The 20,307-nt window shown below is 35.7% G+C and carries 18 protein-coding genes and 1 riboswitch; of the genes, 12 read left to right on the top strand and 6 right to left on the bottom strand.

All coding sequences use genetic code 11. The features are described from left to right. The first annotated feature begins 95 nt into the window (after positions 1 to 95). The 3 genes from LG377_RS09540 (at position 96) to LG377_RS09530 (ending at position 4,883) form a co-directional block, all read left to right on the top strand. Positions 96 to 1,085 (top strand): metallophosphoesterase, encoded by a 990-nt coding sequence (locus LG377_RS09540; RefSeq protein WP_225744429.1) that lies wholly within the window; start codon positions 96 to 98, stop codon positions 1,083 to 1,085. 156 nt (positions 1,086 to 1,241) lie between these two features. Continuing rightward, positions 1,242 to 2,930 carry a methyl-accepting chemotaxis protein gene (locus LG377_RS09535; RefSeq protein WP_225744428.1) on the top strand — a complete coding sequence of 563 codons (1,689 nt, stop codon included), beginning with the start codon at positions 1,242 to 1,244 and terminating at the stop codon, positions 2,928 to 2,930. A 264-nt stretch (positions 2,931 to 3,194) separates the two neighbouring features. After that, positions 3,195 to 4,883, top strand: coding sequence for a methyl-accepting chemotaxis protein (locus LG377_RS09530; protein ID WP_225744427.1), 1,689 nt, complete (start codon positions 3,195 to 3,197; stop codon positions 4,881 to 4,883). Between the two features lie 115 nt (positions 4,884 to 4,998). On the opposite strand, the gene LG377_RS09525 is transcribed toward LG377_RS09530, so the two are convergent. Continuing rightward, complete coding sequence (locus LG377_RS09525; RefSeq protein WP_225744426.1) at positions 4,999 to 5,391, bottom strand: hypothetical protein; 393 nt, start codon at positions 5,389 to 5,391, stop codon at positions 4,999 to 5,001. 281 nt (positions 5,392 to 5,672) lie between these two features. Between LG377_RS09525 and LG377_RS09520 the strand changes: the two genes are divergently transcribed. Continuing rightward, a complete protein-coding gene (locus LG377_RS09520; protein WP_225744425.1) occupies positions 5,673 to 5,825 on the top strand; it encodes a hypothetical protein in 153 nt (50 codons plus the stop codon). A 181-nt stretch (positions 5,826 to 6,006) separates the two neighbouring features. On the opposite strand, the gene LG377_RS09515 is transcribed toward LG377_RS09520, so the two are convergent. From LG377_RS09515 to LG377_RS09495, 5 genes are all read right to left on the bottom strand, one after another. Then, positions 6,007 to 6,831 (bottom strand): metallophosphoesterase, encoded by an 825-nt coding sequence (locus LG377_RS09515; RefSeq protein WP_225744424.1) that lies wholly within the window; start codon positions 6,829 to 6,831, stop codon positions 6,007 to 6,009. Between the two features lie 43 nt (positions 6,832 to 6,874). Beyond that, positions 6,875 to 7,252, bottom strand: coding sequence for a hypothetical protein (locus LG377_RS09510; protein ID WP_225744423.1), 378 nt, complete (start codon positions 7,250 to 7,252; stop codon positions 6,875 to 6,877). Positions 7,253 to 7,287: 35 nt separating this feature from the next. After that, positions 7,288 to 7,677, bottom strand: coding sequence for a hypothetical protein (locus LG377_RS09505; RefSeq protein ID WP_225744422.1), 390 nt, complete (start codon positions 7,675 to 7,677; stop codon positions 7,288 to 7,290). An 18-nt stretch (positions 7,678 to 7,695) separates the two neighbouring features. Then, entirely contained in the window at positions 7,696 to 8,124 is a 429-nt protein-coding gene (locus LG377_RS09500; protein WP_225744421.1) for a hypothetical protein, read from the bottom strand. Between the two features lie 642 nt (positions 8,125 to 8,766). Continuing rightward, positions 8,767 to 9,111, bottom strand: a complete 345-nt coding sequence (locus LG377_RS09495) for a hypothetical protein (RefSeq protein WP_225744420.1) — start codon at positions 9,109 to 9,111, stop codon at positions 8,767 to 8,769. A gap of 168 nt (positions 9,112 to 9,279) precedes the next feature. Between LG377_RS09495 and LG377_RS09490 the strand changes: the two genes are divergently transcribed. From LG377_RS09490 to recA, 8 genes are all read left to right on the top strand, one after another. Then, a protein-coding gene (locus LG377_RS09490) for an IS3 family transposase (protein ID WP_225743066.1) occupies positions 9,280 to 10,463 on the top strand; the annotation gives its coding sequence in 2 pieces (ribosomal slippage) (positions 9,280 to 9,565 and positions 9,565 to 10,463; 1,185 coding nt in all). A gap of 1,090 nt (positions 10,464 to 11,553) precedes the next feature. After that, positions 11,554 to 11,641, top strand: a riboswitch (SMK box riboswitch). Then, positions 11,639 to 12,829: a methionine adenosyltransferase gene (gene metK, locus LG377_RS09485; protein WP_225744419.1), complete on the top strand. Its 1,191-nt coding sequence runs from the start codon at positions 11,639 to 11,641 to the stop codon at positions 12,827 to 12,829. (Overlaps the previous riboswitch by 3 nt.) A gap of 119 nt (positions 12,830 to 12,948) precedes the next feature. Next, positions 12,949 to 14,202 (top strand): EF-P 5-aminopentanol modification-associated protein YfmF, encoded by a 1,254-nt coding sequence (gene yfmF, locus LG377_RS09480; RefSeq protein ID WP_225744418.1) that lies wholly within the window; start codon positions 12,949 to 12,951, stop codon positions 14,200 to 14,202. 7 nt (positions 14,203 to 14,209) lie between these two features. Beyond that, complete coding sequence (yfmH, locus tag LG377_RS09475) at positions 14,210 to 15,499, top strand: EF-P 5-aminopentanol modification-associated protein YfmH (RefSeq protein WP_225744417.1); 1,290 nt, start codon at positions 14,210 to 14,212, stop codon at positions 15,497 to 15,499. A 314-nt stretch (positions 15,500 to 15,813) separates the two neighbouring features. Further along, on the top strand, positions 15,814 to 16,701 hold the full coding sequence (locus tag LG377_RS09470; protein ID WP_225744416.1) for a helix-turn-helix domain-containing protein: 888 nt from the start codon (positions 15,814 to 15,816) through the stop codon (positions 16,699 to 16,701). Between the two features lie 79 nt (positions 16,702 to 16,780). Then, positions 16,781 to 17,368, top strand: a complete 588-nt coding sequence (pgsA, locus tag LG377_RS09465) for a CDP-diacylglycerol--glycerol-3-phosphate 3-phosphatidyltransferase (RefSeq protein WP_225744415.1) — start codon at positions 16,781 to 16,783, stop codon at positions 17,366 to 17,368. A 163-nt stretch (positions 17,369 to 17,531) separates the two neighbouring features. Next, positions 17,532 to 18,821: a competence/damage-inducible protein A gene (locus LG377_RS09460; RefSeq protein WP_225744414.1), complete on the top strand. Its 1,290-nt coding sequence runs from the start codon at positions 17,532 to 17,534 to the stop codon at positions 18,819 to 18,821. A 227-nt stretch (positions 18,822 to 19,048) separates the two neighbouring features. Further along, positions 19,049 to 20,179 (top strand): recombinase RecA, encoded by a 1,131-nt coding sequence (gene recA / locus LG377_RS09455; protein ID WP_225744413.1) that lies wholly within the window; start codon positions 19,049 to 19,051, stop codon positions 20,177 to 20,179. Positions 20,180 to 20,307 lie beyond the last annotated feature (128 nt).

The following is a 20,307-nucleotide window of genomic DNA, read 5'->3' as shown; positions in this document are numbered from 1 at the left end:
CCGTTTTGAATTCTCACGAGTAATTACTTTATTAATTCAACCCGCATACCGTATACTAGGGATAAGAGAATAAGGTTTAATAGGAGAATAATAGGATGTTTACAGACAGAAGATTGACAGAAGCTTATCAGAATGCCAAACAAATGTATTTTGACGATCACTCTCGTATTGTCTTTATGAGTGATGCCCATCGAGGTGATGGTAGTGTGTCAGATGAGTTTCTAAGAAGTCAGAACTTGTTTACACATGCACTGAACGAATATTATGAGAGTGAGTACACATTCGTAGAAGTGGGCGATGGTGAAGAACTTTTAGAGTATTCTAAGTTTGAACATATCAAAAATGCCTACGTCGGTGTATATGAAACAATTAAAAAGTATTATGACGATGATCGCTATATTCGAATTTACGGAAATCATGATCTCTTTTTGAGAAATAAAAAGTATGTAGAAAAGAATTTCTATGTTAATTATGATGAGTATACAGAAGAATATTTCGATTTTATGAAAGGCTTAGAGCCAATAGAGGCCCTTGTTCTCAAGCATCGTCAGACGAGTCAGGAAATATTTGTTTTACATGGCCATCAAGGAGATGCACCAAATGATCAGTTCTGGTTTTTTACCATGCTATCACTGAAATACTTCTGGCGTTTCTTGCACCGTTTTGGAATCAGAAACCCGGCAAGTCCTATTAAAAATGTTAACAAGCGCCATAAAATTGAACGGAATTATAGTAAATGGATTCAAAAGAACAGAAAAATGTTAATTTGTGGGCATACTCATCGATTCAAGTTTCCTAAAAATAATGATCGTCCCTACTTTAATACTGGCTGTGGTATCTATCCTGCTAGCATCACGGCGATCGAACTTTCAGAAGGTATGGTTCGCTTGGTGAGATGGAAAGAGAAAGTTAATGAAGAGGGCCAATTGTATATTGAAAGAGAAACGATGAGAGGTCCAGAACCAGTTGAGCTATTCGATATTCGTAAACCCAAAGAAGTAGTAGAGTATCTAGCGAAGCTCAAGCTACAGCGTACAAAAAAAGAAAGAGAAGACCGAGCATCTTTCAGAGAAAAGCATATGTGAATTTAATTTTGTAAAACGTATTATGAAGAGCTTCTACCGCATGGTTTAAAACCAGTGGTGGACGCTCTTTTTTGAACTTACTTTAATAAACTGAAGTTATTCCGATAACAATAGATAGGAGAGTACAAAAAATAAGAAAAGATGAGGGAATGTGTATTGAAGAAGAAAGGTCTTAAATTAACGAGTCAAATGAGTATCATTATTGCGGTATTATTTGCAGTGGTATTTATCAGTCTAGGGTTAACTATTTATGTTAAAACGACTGAAACGATTCAGGAGATGACTAGTGAAAAAGCTCAGATAGATTTGAAGTTGACGGAAGAGGTATTAGATTACTGGTATCCGGGAGAATGGTCAGTATATGATGGTGAATTATATAAAGGGTCAGAGTTAGTAAACGATGAAATGGTTGACAGAATAACAGAGATTACAAAAGGACCAGCTACGATATTTCTAGGAGATACAAGTGTCGTCACTACTTTTGAAAAAGATGGAGAGCGCTTGGTCGGTACAGCTGCTTCAGAAGAAATTGTAAATAGTGTATTAGTTGGTGAAGAAATCTACGTGGGAACTGCAGATATAATGGGAGAAATGAACCAAACAGCCTATCAGCCTATCTATGATGTTACAGGAACTCCAGTTGGTATGTGGTTCGTTGGTGTTTCTCAACAAATGATCAATGATTCAATTTGGTCCATTTTTTCAGTACTTATTATTGTGATGATTCTTGCAGTCATTGTATTCATCATTATCTTGTCATTATTCAATAAGCGACTAAAAAGACGGTTTGCGGAAGTTTCAACTGTTTTGGAGCAAGGTGGTCAAGGAGACTTTACTAAGGAAGTCAATGTCACTTATTATGATGAAATTGGTCATATTGGAGAAAGCTTCAACATTATGAGAGCTCAACTCGCTAATTTGTTACATCATGTAGATGAGCAAGCTAATTCAGTAGCTGCTTCGTCAGAAGAATTGCTTGCGAGTTCTTCAGAATCTTCAAAAGCGACAGAAGTGATTACAGAATCAATGAATTCAATGGCAGATACAACAATGACTCAATCTGAGAAAACGAATAAAGTGAACCAGACGATTTCAGATATTATTCAAAATATTGCGAATATGTCAAAACGGATTAAAGTGATTCATACTTCAGTAGAATCTGTTCAACAAAACGTTACTAATGGAGAGTCCATCATTCAAGACTCTGTTACCGACATGCATACCATTAAAGAAAAAACGGACCAAACCTCTTCTTACGTAAAAGTATTGAGCACACAATCAGTAGAAGTTGAGAAAATCGTTTCGTTTATCAATGAAATTTCAGAACAGACTAATCTACTCGCTTTAAACGCGGCAATAGAAGCTGCACGAGCGGGTGAGCAAGGTAAAGGATTTGCAGTAGTGGCCGAAGAAATCAGAAATCTTGCCGAGAAATCTGCCAACGCTACAAAACAAATTGAGTCCATTATCAGCGAAATCCAAGGAAACATTTCAAAATCTTCTCTTTCTATGAAAGAAGCCGATGAAGCAGTTGTTCACGGAGAAGAAAGTGTTCAACAAGCTGGGAAAGTATTTGAAAAATTAACCAATTACATTAACCGATTGAATCAGGAATCCAGTTCCGCTGAAAAAGAAGGAACCGTTGTTGCGAATCATTCATCAGAGCTAGAATCGATGATCAATGAAGTAACCGGTGCAATCGAAGAGATTTCAACTAAAGTAGAAGATGTTGCATCATCTACAGAAGAACAAAACGCTTCAATGGAAGAAATCACAGCCGCTTCTAATGACTTAGCAGAAATGGCACAAGAACTACAAAGCAAGGTGAGTTTATTTAAAGTTTAGATAGATTAGATCTATAATTTAAGAAAACCCGATCAAGCTTTATGGAAACTTGATCGGGTTTTTAGCGTATTGAAAAGTTTTTAATATGACAGGTGAAAGTTTAAGCTGATAGATAGAACATATTTGGACATTACAAATAGGAAAAAAATGAAGTGATTAAATAAGATGTATAAAGCTTTTAGTAATGCCCTTTAATTATATAGAATTATTCCGATAATAATAATTTGAGCAGTATAAAATAGAAGCGAAGATGAGGTAAAAGTATTGAAGAAAAAAGGTCTTAAATTAACGAGTCAATTCAGCATTATTGTTGCACTATTGTTTGCCATTATATTTATAAGTTTAAGCGTGACAATCTATGTTAAAACTTCTGAAACTATTCAGAATATGACAGAACAAAAAGCTCAATCAGATTTAAAATTAAGTGAAGAAACTTTAAACAACTGGTATCCTGGAGACTGGTCGATTAGAAATGGCGAACTTTATAAAGGAACGTTAGCTGTAAACGATGAAATGGTCGATAGAATCACAGAAATCACAGGAGGTCCTGCTACGATTTTCTTAGGAGATACAAGTGTTGTCACTACCTTTGAAAGAGATGGAGAGCGTCTAGTAGGCACGGCTGCTTCCGAGGACATTGTTAATACGGTTCTAATAGGCGGGGAAGTTTATGTTGGTACCGCGGATATTATGGGTGAAATGAACCAGACTGCTTATCAACCTATTCTAGATGCTGCAGATAATCCTATTGGTATGTGGTTTGTAGGGGTTTCACAACAGATGATTAAAGAATCAATCTGGTCTATTATTTCAGTATTGATACTGGTTATGATTGTTTCAGGTATTTTATTTACAGGAATTCTATTTATATTCAATAAACGACTGAGAAGAAGATTTGAAGAAGTTTCAAATGTTTTAGAATCAGGTGGTCAAGGAGATTTTACCCGAGAAGTGGAGGTTACCTATTATGATGAAATTGGTAATATAGGAGAAAGTTTCAATGTCATGAGAGCTCAGCTCGCTGAACTTTTGTATCATGTCGATGAGCAAGCTAATATGGTTGCTGCTTCATCTGAAGAACTTCTAGCCAGTTCATCTGAATCTTCAAGAGCCACAGAAGTGATTACGGAGTCCATAACTTCTATGGCAGATACAACCTCTGCTCAATCAGAAAAGACAGGTAAAGTGAATCAGACAATTTCAGAGATTATTCAAAATATTTCGAATGTTTCTAAACGAATTAAAGTGATTCATACTTCTGTAGAATCCGTTCAACAAAACGTTACAAATGGTGAATCAATTATTCAAGATTCAGTTTTAGATATGCATACCATCAAAGAAAAAACAGATCAGACTTCATCATATGTAGATGTACTGAGCACTCAATCTCTAGAAGTAGAAAAAATCGTTTCGTTTATCAATGAAATTTCAGAACAGACTAATCTACTCGCTTTAAACGCGGCAATAGAAGCTGCACGAGCGGGTGAGCAAGGTAAAGGATTTGCAGTAGTGGCTGAGGAAATCAGAAATCTTGCGGAGAAATCTGCTAACGCTACAAAACAAATCGAGTCCATAATTAGCGAAATCCAAGGAAACATTTCAAAATCTTCTCTTTCTATGAAGGAAGCCGATGAAGCCGTGAATCACGGAGAAGAAAGTGTGCAAAAGGCTGGAAAAGTATTTGAAAAATTAACCAATTACATTAACCGATTAAACCAGGAATCCAGTTCGGCTGACAACGAAGGAACAATTGTTGCAAATCATTCGTCAGAACTTGAAGAAATGATCAATGAAGTAACTGATGCAATCGAAAATATTTCAGCTAAGGTAGAAGACGTAGCTGCGTCCACTGAAGAACAAAATGCCTCAATGGAAGAAATCACAGCCGCTTCTAATGATTTGGCAGAAATGGCACAAGAACTACAAAGTAAGGTAAGCCTATTTAAAGTTTAAAAGAATAGTAGAACCCTCGTTAGATAAAATTTGAAGAGGGTTCTTTCTACGAGATTATAAATATTATGCAAAAACCAGCAGATTCCTTTAGGAGTCTACTGGTTTTTTTTAGTTGTTAATTTTCTGGTGGGATAACAGGTAGTAGTCTTAATCGGTAGACAGGAAAAATTAAGTATACGAGAGAAAAAATGACTATTAATCCAATTCTAGAGAGAAAAATATACTTAGAAGGAAGGACTTGGCTGGAAATACTGAAAGAAATTGTAACTAATATCAAACTAATTAATGTCCAAAAGCGAGTACTGATTTCAACTTTCTGACCATCTTTAACGGGAAGTGAGTTACTTTTAGACCCAAATAGTTTTGCTTGAATTGTCGTTTGGTGACTTTCCAAATTTAATTCAGTTGATGGTCCTGCGACTTTTTCGTCGGGTTGACCATCTATTTTAATGGTCATAAATCCTGGTGAACCCAGTAAACCGGTCTTTCTAACGATGGTAACACTCATGAACTCATCCTTTATATACTCTATACCTTCATTGAACCTCATTTAAACAACAATTACAAAAGGTAACTACTCTTTAACATTACTAATCATCACGAACAACACATTTAATGTCATGAATAGAAGGCTATTCCCATCAAATGAACCACCTGAACGACATGTTTCATCATAGTATTTTACAGTAATGAAAAGAAAAACTACGCAAACAAATGATAAAAAAAACGATAAAGGAATTTTATTTATAGACTATTTTCTTCGAATAAATTTTGAAGCAAACAGATTGAATGAATACCATTATAATTGTTACGAAAAACAAAAGTCCCATTGCTGAAAATGGTTTGAAATACCATTGGTTTTCTATCAAACCGCTAGCAAATACCAATAAAGCAGACGAGCAGAAACTGATTATGTTTCCTTTGATCATTATTTCTGGTTGATGATGTTTTGTAATAAACAGGCTGAGAACAATAAATGCGATCAGCATGAATAGATACATCAACAAACTACCAAAAGCGAAATCCGCATACATTGATAGAAATACATAAGGAAATAGATAGCCTAACAAACTAATTTTTTTAACCATTTTTGAATTCAAAAGATCACTCCTCAAATGTTCTGTTAGTACATCGTTGAAAATCGTAAAAAAATGAGTTCTGGCTTATTGTTGACTCTAAAAGGGAACAAGCTATTTCCAAGCCCTCTACTAACAATCATATTCGTATCTTCTTCAGAATAAATACCATCTGTATATTTAGGGAAAAGCCCTTGGTTTGGAGCGATAAGACCACCGATGAAAGGAATTCTAAACTGACCGCCATGAGCGTGACCGCTGAAGACAAGGTCTATATCTTGTTTGACATATAAATCGAATAATTCAGGACGATGAGATAAAAGAATTTTAAATCCTTCATTATCTTTTGTGAGAGTCGCTAGCTCATTTTCTGGATCAGCATTTGGAAAAGAAGGATCTTCTATTCCTAAAAGCGTTAGCTCACTAACTCCGGAAGATAAGGTAAATGTTCGATTATCCATGAGTATGACTGTTTGATTGATAGCCTCAATCAGTTCTTCATACTGACTACTTCTAGCTTCGTGATTACCCGTAACGAAATAGACAGGCGCAATCTGAGTAGCTCTTTCAATAAAATCAACGGCAACAGGAATATCGGTATTTCTGGAATCAATCAGATCACCAGTTACTACGATGATATCTGGATAGACTGCTTCCAATTCTCTGATGAGTTTATTACCCCAGTCCTTATTATGTAAATCAGATACTTGAGCGATTGTATAGTTGTCGAAATCGCTTGGCACTTCATCATCGATTAACTCATACCATTTTGTTTCAATATGCGTGTTGCCCCATATGATCCAGATCAAAAGTAACGGAATGAGAAAAAGAAGAAAGCTGAGCACTTTGTGTTTTTTAATACGTTCAATCATTCATACTCCTCCAATTGTAGAACAGATAAAAGCAGCGTATGGGTTAGTCTTCAATAATGGACAATTTGTAGGGTGGGAAAAAATAGTTCGTAACGAAAAAAACGGGTATTATTACTAGAAGGAATTTCCAAAAGTTGCTTACACCTAATATAGAATTAGCTATGACAAGAAATATAATGATAGAAAAAATCATAGGTGTGTACCATTTTCTTGTCTTGATTTCTAGCACGGCTCCGTCTTTGACATTGACTATCTGTCTTTGAGTACCCAATTCTTTTAATTCTATTGTAGCTGTTTTTTCTTCTATGTGGATGACATTCGGTTCATCCAGCTTAAGCTTTTCTATTTGATCATTGACCTTGATTTTCATTAATCCACCTGAGCCCATGAGTCCGGTGTTTCTATGTATTTTGATGCTCAATTTTATTTTCCTATTATTTACAATCTATTAGACCTTTAAGTTTTTTGCTCCCCGTTAACAAACAGATCGTAAGTACCATAAACATATTGAATGGCAAAGCTTATAAGTACCAACGTAGCGGCTGTACCCCATCTAAAAGCACCTTCAAGCAAAGGTACAAGGATTACGATTAAAGACATTATAGTCCAGAAATAATAATGAAAATATTTCTTGTACACAATATCAATCTCATCACCATTCTTTACTATAATTTCTTTTTTCTTTTCAAGAAACAGTTTGATTCCAAACGTTACTTGTTCTCTTGGAATTTGAATCGTTAGTACTTCTTGGGGTTTGATTTTTTCAATTCGGTCACCATTAATTCTAAGTTTCAAGTTTGCCGCAGAACCCATGAAACCAGTGTTTCTATATACTTTAATACTCATTTTAGCCTACCTCCAATATTAGTAACTATTCCAGTGTTGCTCTTTTTCAGATAGATCTGATGTACGTTTGATTAAATACTTCGGAACAAACATATCGAAGATAGTCAGTCCTATGATAAAGAAAAGATGTATGAAGATAGTTGAACGAGCAATTGAGAAATTATTAAAAAAAGGGATAAGGGTTGTAATAATCAGCGCAAAACAAATTAAATATCTTAATCCCCACATGAGATTATTTCTTACGATATCAAATGTTTCTCCATCTTCCACAGTAAACGTTTTACTGGTCAAAGCGGTGCTAATTTTGATCGATTCTTGTTCTTTAGGGATTTCAAAAGTAACAGATTCTCCAGGCGCAAGTTTTTCCAAAACTACATCTTCCATTTTGACTGAAATATTGCTCATTACACTAAATACGCCGACACTTCTTTTAATAGTTACACTCATGATCAAACAACTCCTTTGAATAAAAGTACCATAACTTCAAGTGAAATGAAATCGCATTTATAAATTTATTTAGGAGTATATAAACCTTTACATTTTTTAAACTATTATCTAGATATATGCTATAATAAAACTATACGAATAGAGGAGAGTGCACATGTCATTTTCATTTGAATTTCCAGTAGCAATTGTAATTGCCGTAATACATATAATCATTTCTTTTAGTCTCAACGTTTCCACAAAGTACAAAACGGTATTTCGCATTTATTCGATTTTGGTAAGTCTCAGCTTCATTATTTTTTATATAGGATTTCCGATGTTCTTTTACGACATCATTTCTGACCAGACTGCATCAAGGGGAATCTATTTTGAAGGACTAGCGTATTCATATCTTCTGCTTTTTCTTCCACTCATAGTGACAGCTATAGTGATATTTGGGCAATGGATCATGAAACAAGAGAGTTTTTCGAAACCGACTAAATATATTGCCCTTACAGGACCATCTCTGTTATTAGCAGGTTTAGGCATCATGGCATACTATCCATTTATGCTATTCTTTTATGGGTTTAATTAATACCATCTTAAAACAAAGAAAACAGCTTCACCCAGAACAAATGGGGTAGGCTGTTTTCTATTAGATTCGGTTTATTTCTGCCATTTGATATCTGACTCTTTTATTGGTCGGATCACTTTGCAGGGATTGCCTGCAGCGAGGGCATTTGGAGGGACATCATTGAGTACGACACTCCCCATTCCAATGATAGAATTTTCTCCTACCGTTATATTCTGAGCGATTTTTACATTTCCGCAAAGCCAAACTTTATCTCCAATAGTCACTGGCTTTGCATATACTCCGCCATCAGCGCGTTCAACTGGGGCTTCAGCATGATCTCCCGTGTAGATTCCAACTCTAGGGCCAATATAAACATTGAACCCAAATTCGCACCTAAAGTTTGATTCAATAAAGGCACTTTCTCCAATATGACCCATGAGTTGCTCTAGAATAGATCGATCATAAGTACTTTCGTCGTTGACTTGTTTATTGTAGAGACGACATAGTTTGATTGCGGATTTTCGAGCTTTGGATAGGTTACACTCAGTTGGACAGAAAAGATAAGGTGTGTATACTAAACACAACATACACAGGAGGAATCTATCATGTCTACTCGTCGTCCACGTCGAACTTATACAGAAGAATTTAAGAAACAAATTGTTGATTTACACAAAGCAGGAAAATCAAGAAAAGAAATCATAGAAGAATATGATCTTACAGGATCGGCTTTTGACAAATGGGTACGTCAACATAGTCAAACCGGTTCATTCAAAGAAAGAGATAACTTAACACCTGAACAGAAAGAATTGAAAGAATTAAGGAAAGCAAATACCCAGCTTAAGATGGAAAATGATATTTTAAAGCAAGCGGCGCTGATATTCGGGCGAAAGTCGAAGTAATCAAACGCAACAAACATAACTATTCTATATCAGCGATGTGCCGTGCCCTTAAGATCAGTAGAGGATCTTATTATTACGAAGTAATAAAGAAAGAAAGTGACGCAGAACTCGAACAAGCGATTATTGAAGAGTTTGCCAAAAGCAAAAACAATTATGGCACGCGTAAACTGAAGAAAAGATTGAAGAAGCGTGCGTTTATCGTATCTCGTCGGAGAATTGGACACATTATGAAAAAGTTTCATCTGGTGTCCAAGTATGATAGACCATCATACAAACCACAAAAGAGTGGAGTCAATCAAGCGAAGATTGAAAACGCATTGAACCGTGAGTTCAATCCGAAAGAGCCGATGAAAGCTATCGTCACGGACTTGACCTATGTCAAAGTTGCCAATAAGTGGTTCTATGTTTGTTTTATTTTAGACTTGTTTAACCGCGAGATCATCGGGTATTCTGCTGGTCCCAATAAGACAGCTGACTTAGTCCTGCAGGCTCTCGCTACAGTTAAGGGTGATTTACATACGGTCAACGTGTTCCATACTGACCGGGGAAAAGAATTCGACAACCATACTATTGATGAGTTACTGGATACCTTTGATATTGTGCGCTCGTTAAGTAGAAAAGGGAATCCTTACGACAATGCCGTAGCGGAGTCCACGTATAAATCATTTAAGTTTGAATTTGTCTACGACAACACATTCCATACACTCTATGAACTGCAGGTCCAACTTATGGACTACGTCCATTGGTGGAATCATTTTCGCCCACATGGATCATTGGACTACGAATCTCCTATCGATTATCGAAAAGATTGGGAACAGGAACAGTCTGAAATGGAAGTCTGCAAATCCGTTGTTCCCCAGCTGGTCGAAACTAGCCTCTCATTCAGTTAGAGAGGCAAAAGGAAAGTGAACTCAATCATCATTTACACCTTATAATTTTTGTTCAAAAAAGTGTTGACATACCACAGTATGGTTAGAGTGGGTTATCAATGTTTGAAATAACTCAGATAGTTCCTCACTAGTTATATCAGGCCATAGAGATTTCAGTAATGCGTGAGTGTCAGTTTTGTGGGTTAGTGTTACTTCTGTAATCACTGTAAGACTTCCTTTCTCAATTTTAAAATTATGAAATAGCTTTAGTAAAAAAAGTAAGTTACCATTAAGATTACTGCATAGTTAAAGAAAAACAAGATAATTTTATTTAAATTAGTAAGTTTGACAGGGCTTAGCATTAATGCCGGAGCAGTGAACAACATCCCAAAACTTAACCAGGTACTGTTTGTCCACAGAATGGCAATAGCCAATACATAAGCAATACTCATAAGTTGGATTTCAATGGAGCGTTTGACTGGCTTATTCCTCTCTGAAGTTTCAGCTAAAAATATAGGAATAAGTAAGGGTATAAAGAATCGTAGATGAACTAGAGAAATGAAGCCAGTATGGATATAAAAGCCTATTGTATTGAGTAGTAAAGCTTTTAATATTGTTGAAACTGATATAGAAAAAACATCGAGTTCATAGAGTCTGAAAAAATAAACTGTCTGAGTCAGTATTCCATAACATAGTAGTAAAAGAAAAGTAGCAACTGAATGAACAAATAGGAAATACGTTAAATTTAACAGTAGCAGACCCTCTAATATAAGGATGAGCGTCTTTTTAAGTGTTTTTTTCTTATTCAAGGATACCTTGAGGTTCATTTCAATGACTTGATTGATTAGAATAAAGGTAGTCAAGAGGAAGAAAGAAAGGATGTTAAGGTTAGAATAGGGTAAGGAAAGAATCGTCCCCATTAGTATGTAAAAAATAGGTAGTAAAATGTATGAAAATAATGGATTATTAATGGTCTCGGATATTCTAAGTTTCAATCTTATCATCCTTTAGTATAGTAGTGTTTAACTTTATCATATCACATTTATATAAGATTACCTGAAATAATTTTGAATTCAGAATGATTGTTCTTCCCTAATGTGGTAGAATAATATAGGTTTACAATGAATTCCCGATAGGACGACCACAGACCAGGTCGGAAGCCTTGTAACCGATAATACAGTAGGGGGAATACTACAATGGAAGAAAGAAAATTATTTACGTCAGAATCAGTTTCAGAAGGACATCCGGATAAAATTGCTGATCAAATTAGTGATGCTGTACTAGACGCAATTCTTGAAAAGGATCCAGATGCTCGTGTAGCCTGTGAGACTATGGTAACAACAGGTTTAGTCTTGATAGCTGGTGAAATCAGAACAAATACGTATGTCGATATGCAGAAAATTGCTAGAGATACTATCCGAGAGATTGGGTATACGCGTGCTAAATATGGTTTCGATGCGGATACATGTGCAGTACTTGTTTCAATTGATGATCAGTCACCAGATATTTCTATTGGAGTAGATGATTCTGCTGAGTCAAAAGCTTCAAATGAAAATGATGCACTTGATAAAATAGGAGCTGGAGACCAAGGGCTTATGTTTGGATTTGCTTCCAACGAAACGCCAGAGTTGATGCCTTTACCTATTTCTTTAAGTCATCGTCTAACGAGAAGGATTGCTCAAGTTAGAAAAGAAGAAATATTAGATTATCTAAGACCGGATGCTAAAGCTCAGGTCACAGTTGAATATGATGAGCATGATCAACCTAAGCGTATAGATGCAATCGTAGTTAGCACACAGCATTCTCCTGAGATAGACTATGAAACTTTGAAAAATGATGTGATTGAACATGTCATTAAAGAAGTAATCCCAGCAAAATGGTTAGATGAAGATACGAAATATTATATTAATCCTACTGGTAGATTTGTAGTTGGTGGACCTCAAGGGGATGCCGGATTAACAGGTAGAAAAATTATTGTTGATACCTACGGTGGATATGCAAGACACGGTGGAGGAGCGTTTTCTGGGAAAGATGCTACTAAAGTAGATCGATCAGCCAGCTATGCAGCTCGTTATATCGCTAAGAATCTTGTTGCTGCAGGTATTGCAGATAAAGTTGAAGTTCAACTAGCCTATGCTATAGGTGTAGCACAACCTGTTTCAATAGCAGTAGATACCTTTGGAACCGGAAAAGTGGTTGATTCGAAAATTATTGCAGCCATTCGTCAGACGTTTGACCTTAGACCGGCTGGCATTATTAAAATGCTTGACCTACAACGTCCAATATATAAGCAGACAGCTGCGTATGGTCATTTTGGCCGTACAGATATCGATCTGCCATGGGAAAATGTAGATAAAGTAAATAATCTTAAAACACTTTTACTATAAATCAATATGTTTATACTCTAAGACTAGAGCCTTGTTGTTCTAGTCTTTTTGTTATTTACATAAGTTGTTAACAACTAAAAATTAAAATAAGCTAAGCGAAAATCGATTCAGGAGGACATATGCAAATAGAACTGGTAAAAGGCGTTGATTTGAAAGTATTATCCACTCAAAAATTTAAAACAGTGTCCATTAGAATCAATTTCAAATCTTTAATAGATGCCAATGAAATTACGAAAAGAGCCTTATTAGCAAACTTATTAAGTACGAATAGTCAGCATTATCCAACACAAACAGATTATAGAACAGCACTTTCAGAACTTTATGGCGCTCAGTTTTCATCAGATGTTTCCAAGATAGGCAAGTATCATGTATTGACTTTAGATTTAGATATAGTAGATGAAACGTATTTAAATGAAAAAGGATTGTTCGAAAAAGCAACAGAATTTCTAAAAAACATTCTTTTTTATCCCAATGTACATGATGGTGCCTTTCATAAAGAAACGTTTAAAAGAGAACTTGAAAACTTAAAAGACGAATACGAAGCGGTTTACGAAGATAAACAAGAATATGCAGGGATAGAAACTAGCCGTCTTTATTTCGATACTTTGGAACAACAAATTCCTTCTTGGGGTAGGCCTGAAGATTTAACTGGATTACTTCCAAGTGATTTATACACTGTCTATCAGGATATGATTTTAAATGACAAAATTGATATTGTGGTATTAGGTAATCTTGAAGAAGAGAGAGTGAAAAAAGCTTTCATTGATTTCAATTTCGAAGCTCGAATGGTAAACAATGAATTGTTGTTTTATAGCATTAGTGAAGTTAAAAATCTAACTAGAAAAAAAGAAATTCAACCAATCACGCAAGCAAAACTTAATTTGGCTTATAAAACGACTATTTATTATCATCAAGACCTTTATTATGCTGGACAAGTATTTAATGGATTATTCGGTGGTTTTCCACATTCTAATTTATTCACAATTTTAAGAGAACAAGAGGGACTAGCTTATGACATTGCGAGCGGAATCGATAGCTTTAATGGAGTACTTTATGTTCAATCAGGAATTGAACCTTCGGAAGCTATAAAGGTTGAAAAATTAGTAGGAGAACAATTAAACTCTATTCAAGAAGGCGCCTTTTCCGAAGAGGTTATAGATCAGACTAAGGCGTTATTGAAGAATGCTCTAATTCAATCTGAAGACCATGCAGAAAGTCTTATGGAAAAGTATTACAGCTTTAATTTGATCGATAAACCGATGATAAGTCTTGGAGAATGGGCTGATAGAATAGATGCTGTTTCAAAACAAGATATTATAAATGTAGCGAAAACGGTAGAATTAAAAGCCGTATTCTTATTATCGGGAGAGTGAGTCTAAGTTGAAAAAATTTGAATATAAGAATTTAAGAGAAACCCTCTATAGAGAGAAACTGGATAATGGGTTAACGATAACCTTGTTACCGAAAAAAGACTACCATACTACGTTTGCTTTGTTTAGTACGGAGTTTGGGGCAATTGATCAACAATTTATTCCTAATGGAGAAAATAACTTTATACAATTTCCACCTGGTATTGCACATTTTCTTGAACATAAACTTTTTGAAACTGAATCAGGTGATGTATTTGATCAGTTTGCACACCATGGAGCTTCAGCGAACGCTTTTACAGGGTTAACTAAAACAGCGTATCTTTTCTCTAGCACAAGTTATATAAAAGAGAATATAGAAACCCTTTTAAATTTTGTGCAAGAACCTTATTTCACAGATGAGTCTGTTGAAAGAGAAAAAGAAATCATTGGTCAAGAAATTCAAATGTATGAAGATCAGCCAGAGTGGACGGTCGCTTTAGGGCTACTTGAAAATTTGTATCCCAATCATCCAGTCAGTAACGACATTGCGGGGACATTGAACAGTATTCAAAAGATTACAGCGGACGATTTATATCTTAATCATCGTACGTTTTATCACCCAAGCAACATGCAATTATTTGTGGCGGGGAATATGGATGAAAAAGAGATTATAGAATGGATCAAAAAAAATCAGTTAGATAAAAATTTTGAGAGTGAGAAAGAGATTAAAAGACAATTCCCAGTTGTGCAACAACAAGAAATCATTCCTTATAGATCAGTCGAAGCGGATGTAGTTAAAGCCAAAGTACTGATTGGTATAAAAGGTGACAACGATGAGCTTGAAGGTGTCGAAGCTCTAAAGTATTCAATCAAGATGGAGTTTTTATTGAAATTGCTTTTCGGAGAGACTTCCACGACCTATTTAAAGTTATACAATGAACGTCTAATTGACGATAGTTTTAATTATGAACATACAGTTGAGAGGCAAATTGATTATCTTAGTATTGGAGGAGATGCGAATGACCCTCACGAGTTAACGATGATCCTTAAGACACTCTTATTAACGGCATCTGAGAGTCCAGATTTAAATGAAGCGCATTTCGATTTAGTAAAAAAAAGAAGTATTGGACAAGAATTACAATCACTGAATTCTTTGGAGTATATTGCTCAACAATTCGTTGACCTTCCAGAGTTGGAAGCATCCGTTTTTGATATTGTACCGCTTATGGAACAAATTAAATTAAAGGACGTTAAACAATTAGCTACAAGCTTTTTGCAAGAAAATAATATGTCTGTATTTCATGTTCTTAAAAGAACTTAGAGATTGAATTTGGGCTTTAAAATCAATAAATTTTAATCATTAGTAAATCTTTAATAGGATCCAGTACAGATGCAATAATCACCCTATACTCATAGTTTTTCGTGTGGTATACTTTTAGAAATGGGGTCATAACCCTTGTTTTATTTAGAATATAAACGATTATATAATGAGTGTAATAAAAAATAGTTATAAAGATAGACTGATCCCTGTAGGCATAGAAAATAGGCCCAAAGAATATAAAGTACTAGAATGATTGTTTTCTATAGAAGTATCAAATACAGGTTATAAGAATGACATTAGGGTAGGTGACAAGATTGAATGAAGTAGGCGAAAAGCTTAAAGAAGCTAGAAAAGCCAAAGGATACACATTAGATGACTTGCAACAAATGACTAAGATCCAAAAAAGATATTTGATCGCTGTTGAGGAAGGGAAATTAGATGTCTTACCAGGTAATTTCTATGCTAGAGCCTTTATTAAGCAATACGCGGATACTGTCGGCTTAGATGGAGAACAACTGTTAAAGGATCATTCTGATATTCCAGCACCTAAAAGTGAAGAAATTACTGAGCAAGTTAGAACAACACAAACTAGAACAAAGCCTAAAGAAAATGGTATGATGAGTACCATTCAAGATAGTTTACCAACAATTTTAATTATATTATTAGTTCTAGGTATTGCATTGGCTTTTTATATAGCCGTTAGTAGCAATTCTGGAGATAATGATTCATCTGTGAATCAAGACGAAAGTGCACAAAATAATGTAAATGTCGAAAGCAATGAAAATGCGGAGAATGCTCAACCAGAGGTTCCAGCTGACACTGATGACGAGGATACTGAAGAAGAACCAGAACCAGAACCAGAACCAGAAAATCCATTCACTATTGCGCAAGAGTCTAGTACTGGTGGTACGACCACTTATACTGTATCGGGTCCCCTACCGGATGATAAAAGTTTGACTTTGAATGCTGAAGGTGGAGAATCTTGGGTAAGTATCACTGTAGATGGTACAACAGCTGAACAAGCGCTTCTGTCTGGTGGGGAATCTATCTCTACAGATTTAACGGAAGAGGTAGAGACTGTAGCTATTGTAATTGGAAATGCTGCTGTTACAACTGTCCAATTAAGTGGACAATCTGTAGAGTATGCACCGGAATCGGCGAATGCTGTTAAACAAGATCTGATTTTTAACTTCGAGCAATAATAATAGAATGTTTTTTCAGATAAAGACCGAGTTAATTCCATTAACCCCGGTCTTTCATTTGAATGTCTAGGAGGAAATTATGAATTTACCGAATAAATTAACGATGCTTAGAATCTTTATGATTCCAATATTTATTGTGCTAGTCGTTATGCCTATAGATTTAGGAACAGTAGAAATTTTGAATTCTTCTATTGAAGTTAAGCTATTGATTGCGACGATTGTTTTCGCTGTTGCCAGTTTTACTGATTGGTTGGACGGTTACCTTGCAAGAAAAATGAACATTGTATCAAACTTTGGAAAATTTGCAGATCCACTGGCAGATAAAATGCTGGTTATGACGGCATTGATTTTACTGGTTCAGTTAAATTTGGCTCCTGCATGGGTTGTAGCGGTTATCGTATGTAGAGAACTGGCTGTTACAGGATTGAGACTATTATTAGTTGAACAAGGTGGAACCGTATTGGCTGCTTCTTGGCCAGGTAAAGTGAAAACTAATACGCAGATGCTTGCCATTATTTTCCTCTTGTTGAATAATTTTCCTTTCAATTGGACAGGCATCCCTGTTGCGACGATTCTATTATATATTTGTCTAATTTTCACTTTATATTCTGGATTTGACTATTTTTATAATGCGAGACATTTTTTCAAAGGGACATTCAGTAGTTGATCGACTTTTGAGTAAGGCGTGTGTGATCTTAAGGGATTACGTACGCCTTTTTTCTAATCTTTGAGGCGGTATTCTAAAATTTAATATGATAAAATCAAATTATGCTATCTGAAAAAAACAGATTAAGATTAATTGAACAGTATTTATATGTAGGAGGATTAGTATGAAAGCTGAAATTATTACAGTCGGAACAGAATTACTTATGGGGCAGGTTATCAATTCAAACGCTGCCTATCTATCGAAAGAATTATCTTCTCTTGGTATTGAAATTTATCATCAGGTAACTGTTGGAGACAATGCTGAGAGACTAACCGAAGCGATTAAAGTAGCTGAATCTAGAGTAGATACAATCATACTGACAGGAGGACTTGGACCTACTGAAGATGACATAACGAAGTCAGCGGTATCAAATCATCTAGGCTTAAATATGACCATACATGAAGAAACTGAAGAAAAGATTATTGAACGCCACAAATATAGCGATTTTAAAATGCCAGAAAACAATCGACTTCAGGCGCTTATACTAGAAGGTTCAGAGCCCTTACTAAACGACGATGGACTAGCAGTAGGCGTATTCTTGGAAAAAGATAATCGAGCTTATGTTATGCTTCCTGGACCACCAAGTGAACTGAAACCTATGGTCGAAAACTATCTTAAAAAAAGACTGATTGAACTGGAACAAGAAAATCAAAAACTGGTCTCTAGAATGATCAGATTGTTTGGTCTGACAGAAGCTCAAGTAGCAGAGCAATTAGATAGTATCATTAAGGAACAATCCAATCCTACTATTGCTATTTATGCTTCTAACGGAGAATCAAAAGTTAGAATAACTGCTAAAGGAAAGACTGAAGATGAGTGCGAAAAGATGATCACAGAAATAGAAAAAGAAATAAAAGCTAAAGTTGGTGATTACATCTACGGATATGGTGATCATACCCTTTCTTACGTTGTTCAATCGCTTTTATTTGAACAAAGTAAAAAGATTACTGCTGCTGAAAGTTTGACCGGAGGGGCCTTTTTAAGTTGTATTGCGAGTGAACAAGGGGCTAGTTCAGTACTTGACGGGGGAATCGTTGTTTACAGTTCTGAAAAGAAACATCAGGTTCTTAGCGTCTCCAATGAAACGATTGACACATATGGTATGGTGAGTGCTGAGTGTGCAGTAGAGATGGCTGAGAAAGCTCTAGAAAAATTCGATGCAGATATTGCAGTATCTCTAACCGGCGTAGCAGGTCCTCATCCTTTAGAAGGTAAAGAAGCCGGAATTGTCTGGATAGGAATTGCACATAAAGGACAAACAACTTTTGCAAAACACTTTCACTTCAAAAGAGACCGAGACAACAACAGAAATCTTGCGGTATTGAACGCTTTAAATCTTGTTCGTCAATCATTATTGGGTCTTACAATACAAGAAAAAGTATTTTACATGAATTCTAAAGACGAAAGAGCATAAGACGAAAAGTATACTTATTGCGAATAAATGTTCGATTTAAGCTTGCTTTTTGTTCAGAAAAACAGTAAAATAATAGAGTAGTAGAGAATGCACGTTTGCCATAAATAGAGTAAATCCCCAAGATGATTGATCTATAAAAAAGCATTAAATGTGTAGGTTAAATAGTAGTGGTAAGCATAAAAGTATATCAAAATTAAGTCCTGAATCAATAGGAGGAGAATATATTAATGACAGATGATCGTAGAAAAGCACTAGATGCAGCACTAAGCAAGATTGAGAAAAATTTCGGTAAAGGGTCTATTATGAAAATGGGCGAAAAAATCGATACTCAAGTTAAAACCGTACCAAGTGGTTCTCTTGCGTTAGATGTTGCATTAGGTATAGGCGGATACCCTCGTGGACGTATTATCGAAGTATACGGACCAGAGAGTTCTGGTAAAACAACAGTTGCTTTACATGCAATTGCTTCTATACAAGCTAATGGTGGTATTGCGGCATTTATAGATGCTGAGCATGCACTAGATCCTAAATATGCACGTGCCTTGGGTGTAGATATAGATGAGTTATTACTTTCTCAGCCAGATACAGGTGAACAAGCATTAGAGATTGCAGATGCACTTGTTTCAAGTGGTGCAGTGGACATGGTTGTTATTGACTCTGTAGCAGCATTAGTGCCTCGAGCAGAAATTGATGGAGAAATGGGTGCTTCTCACGTTGGTCTTCAAGCACGTTTGATGTCACAAGCTCTCCGTAAACTATCGGGATCAATTAATAAAACCAAAACAATTGCGCTGTTTATCAATCAGATTCGTGAAAAAGTCGGTGTTATGTTTGGTAGCCCTGAAACGACTCCTGGTGGACGTGCGTTGAAGTTCTACGCGACAGTCAGATTAGAAGTACGTCGTAGTGAAGCTATCAAGTCTGGTAAAGATATGACAGGTAACAAAACTAAAATTAAAGTAGTTAAAAACAAGGTTGCACCGCCATTCAAAGTAGCTTTAGTAGATATTATGTACGGTGAAGGTATTTCTCAAGTTGGAGAACTAGTAGATATGGGCTCTGACGCTGAGATTATTGATAAAGCTGGTGCGTGGTACTCATACGGTGAAGAAAGAATTGGACAGGGTCGTGAGAACTCAAAACAATACCTTACAGATCACCCTGAAATGCGCCTCGAAATTGAAAAACGAGTTCGTGTTGCTTACGATATTGGTAGTGAAGAAGATATCGAGTTTGTTAACAAGTTAAGCGGAGACGCTGGTGTCATTAAACTTGAAGAAAGTCCCGATGTTATCGGATCAGAAGAAACAGGGAATGAAAGTGAAACAGAATCTGACTCTGAAACGTTAGATGTTTAATCCTTTCTAAAATGAAGTAAAGCACCACACAAATTCTTTATTTGTGTGGTGCTTTTCGGTTATATTTTGATTATATCGTGCTGAAAAAAGAAAATTAAGGCTGATTGAAGTGAGTAATAATGAAGTTC

Origin of the sequence: Marinilactibacillus sp. Marseille-P9653, assembly GCF_916618885.1 — a bacterium.
Taxonomy (GTDB): domain Bacteria; phylum Bacillota; class Bacilli; order Lactobacillales; family Carnobacteriaceae_A; genus Marinilactibacillus.
This window is presented reverse-complemented; position numbering and strand designations above follow the sequence as displayed.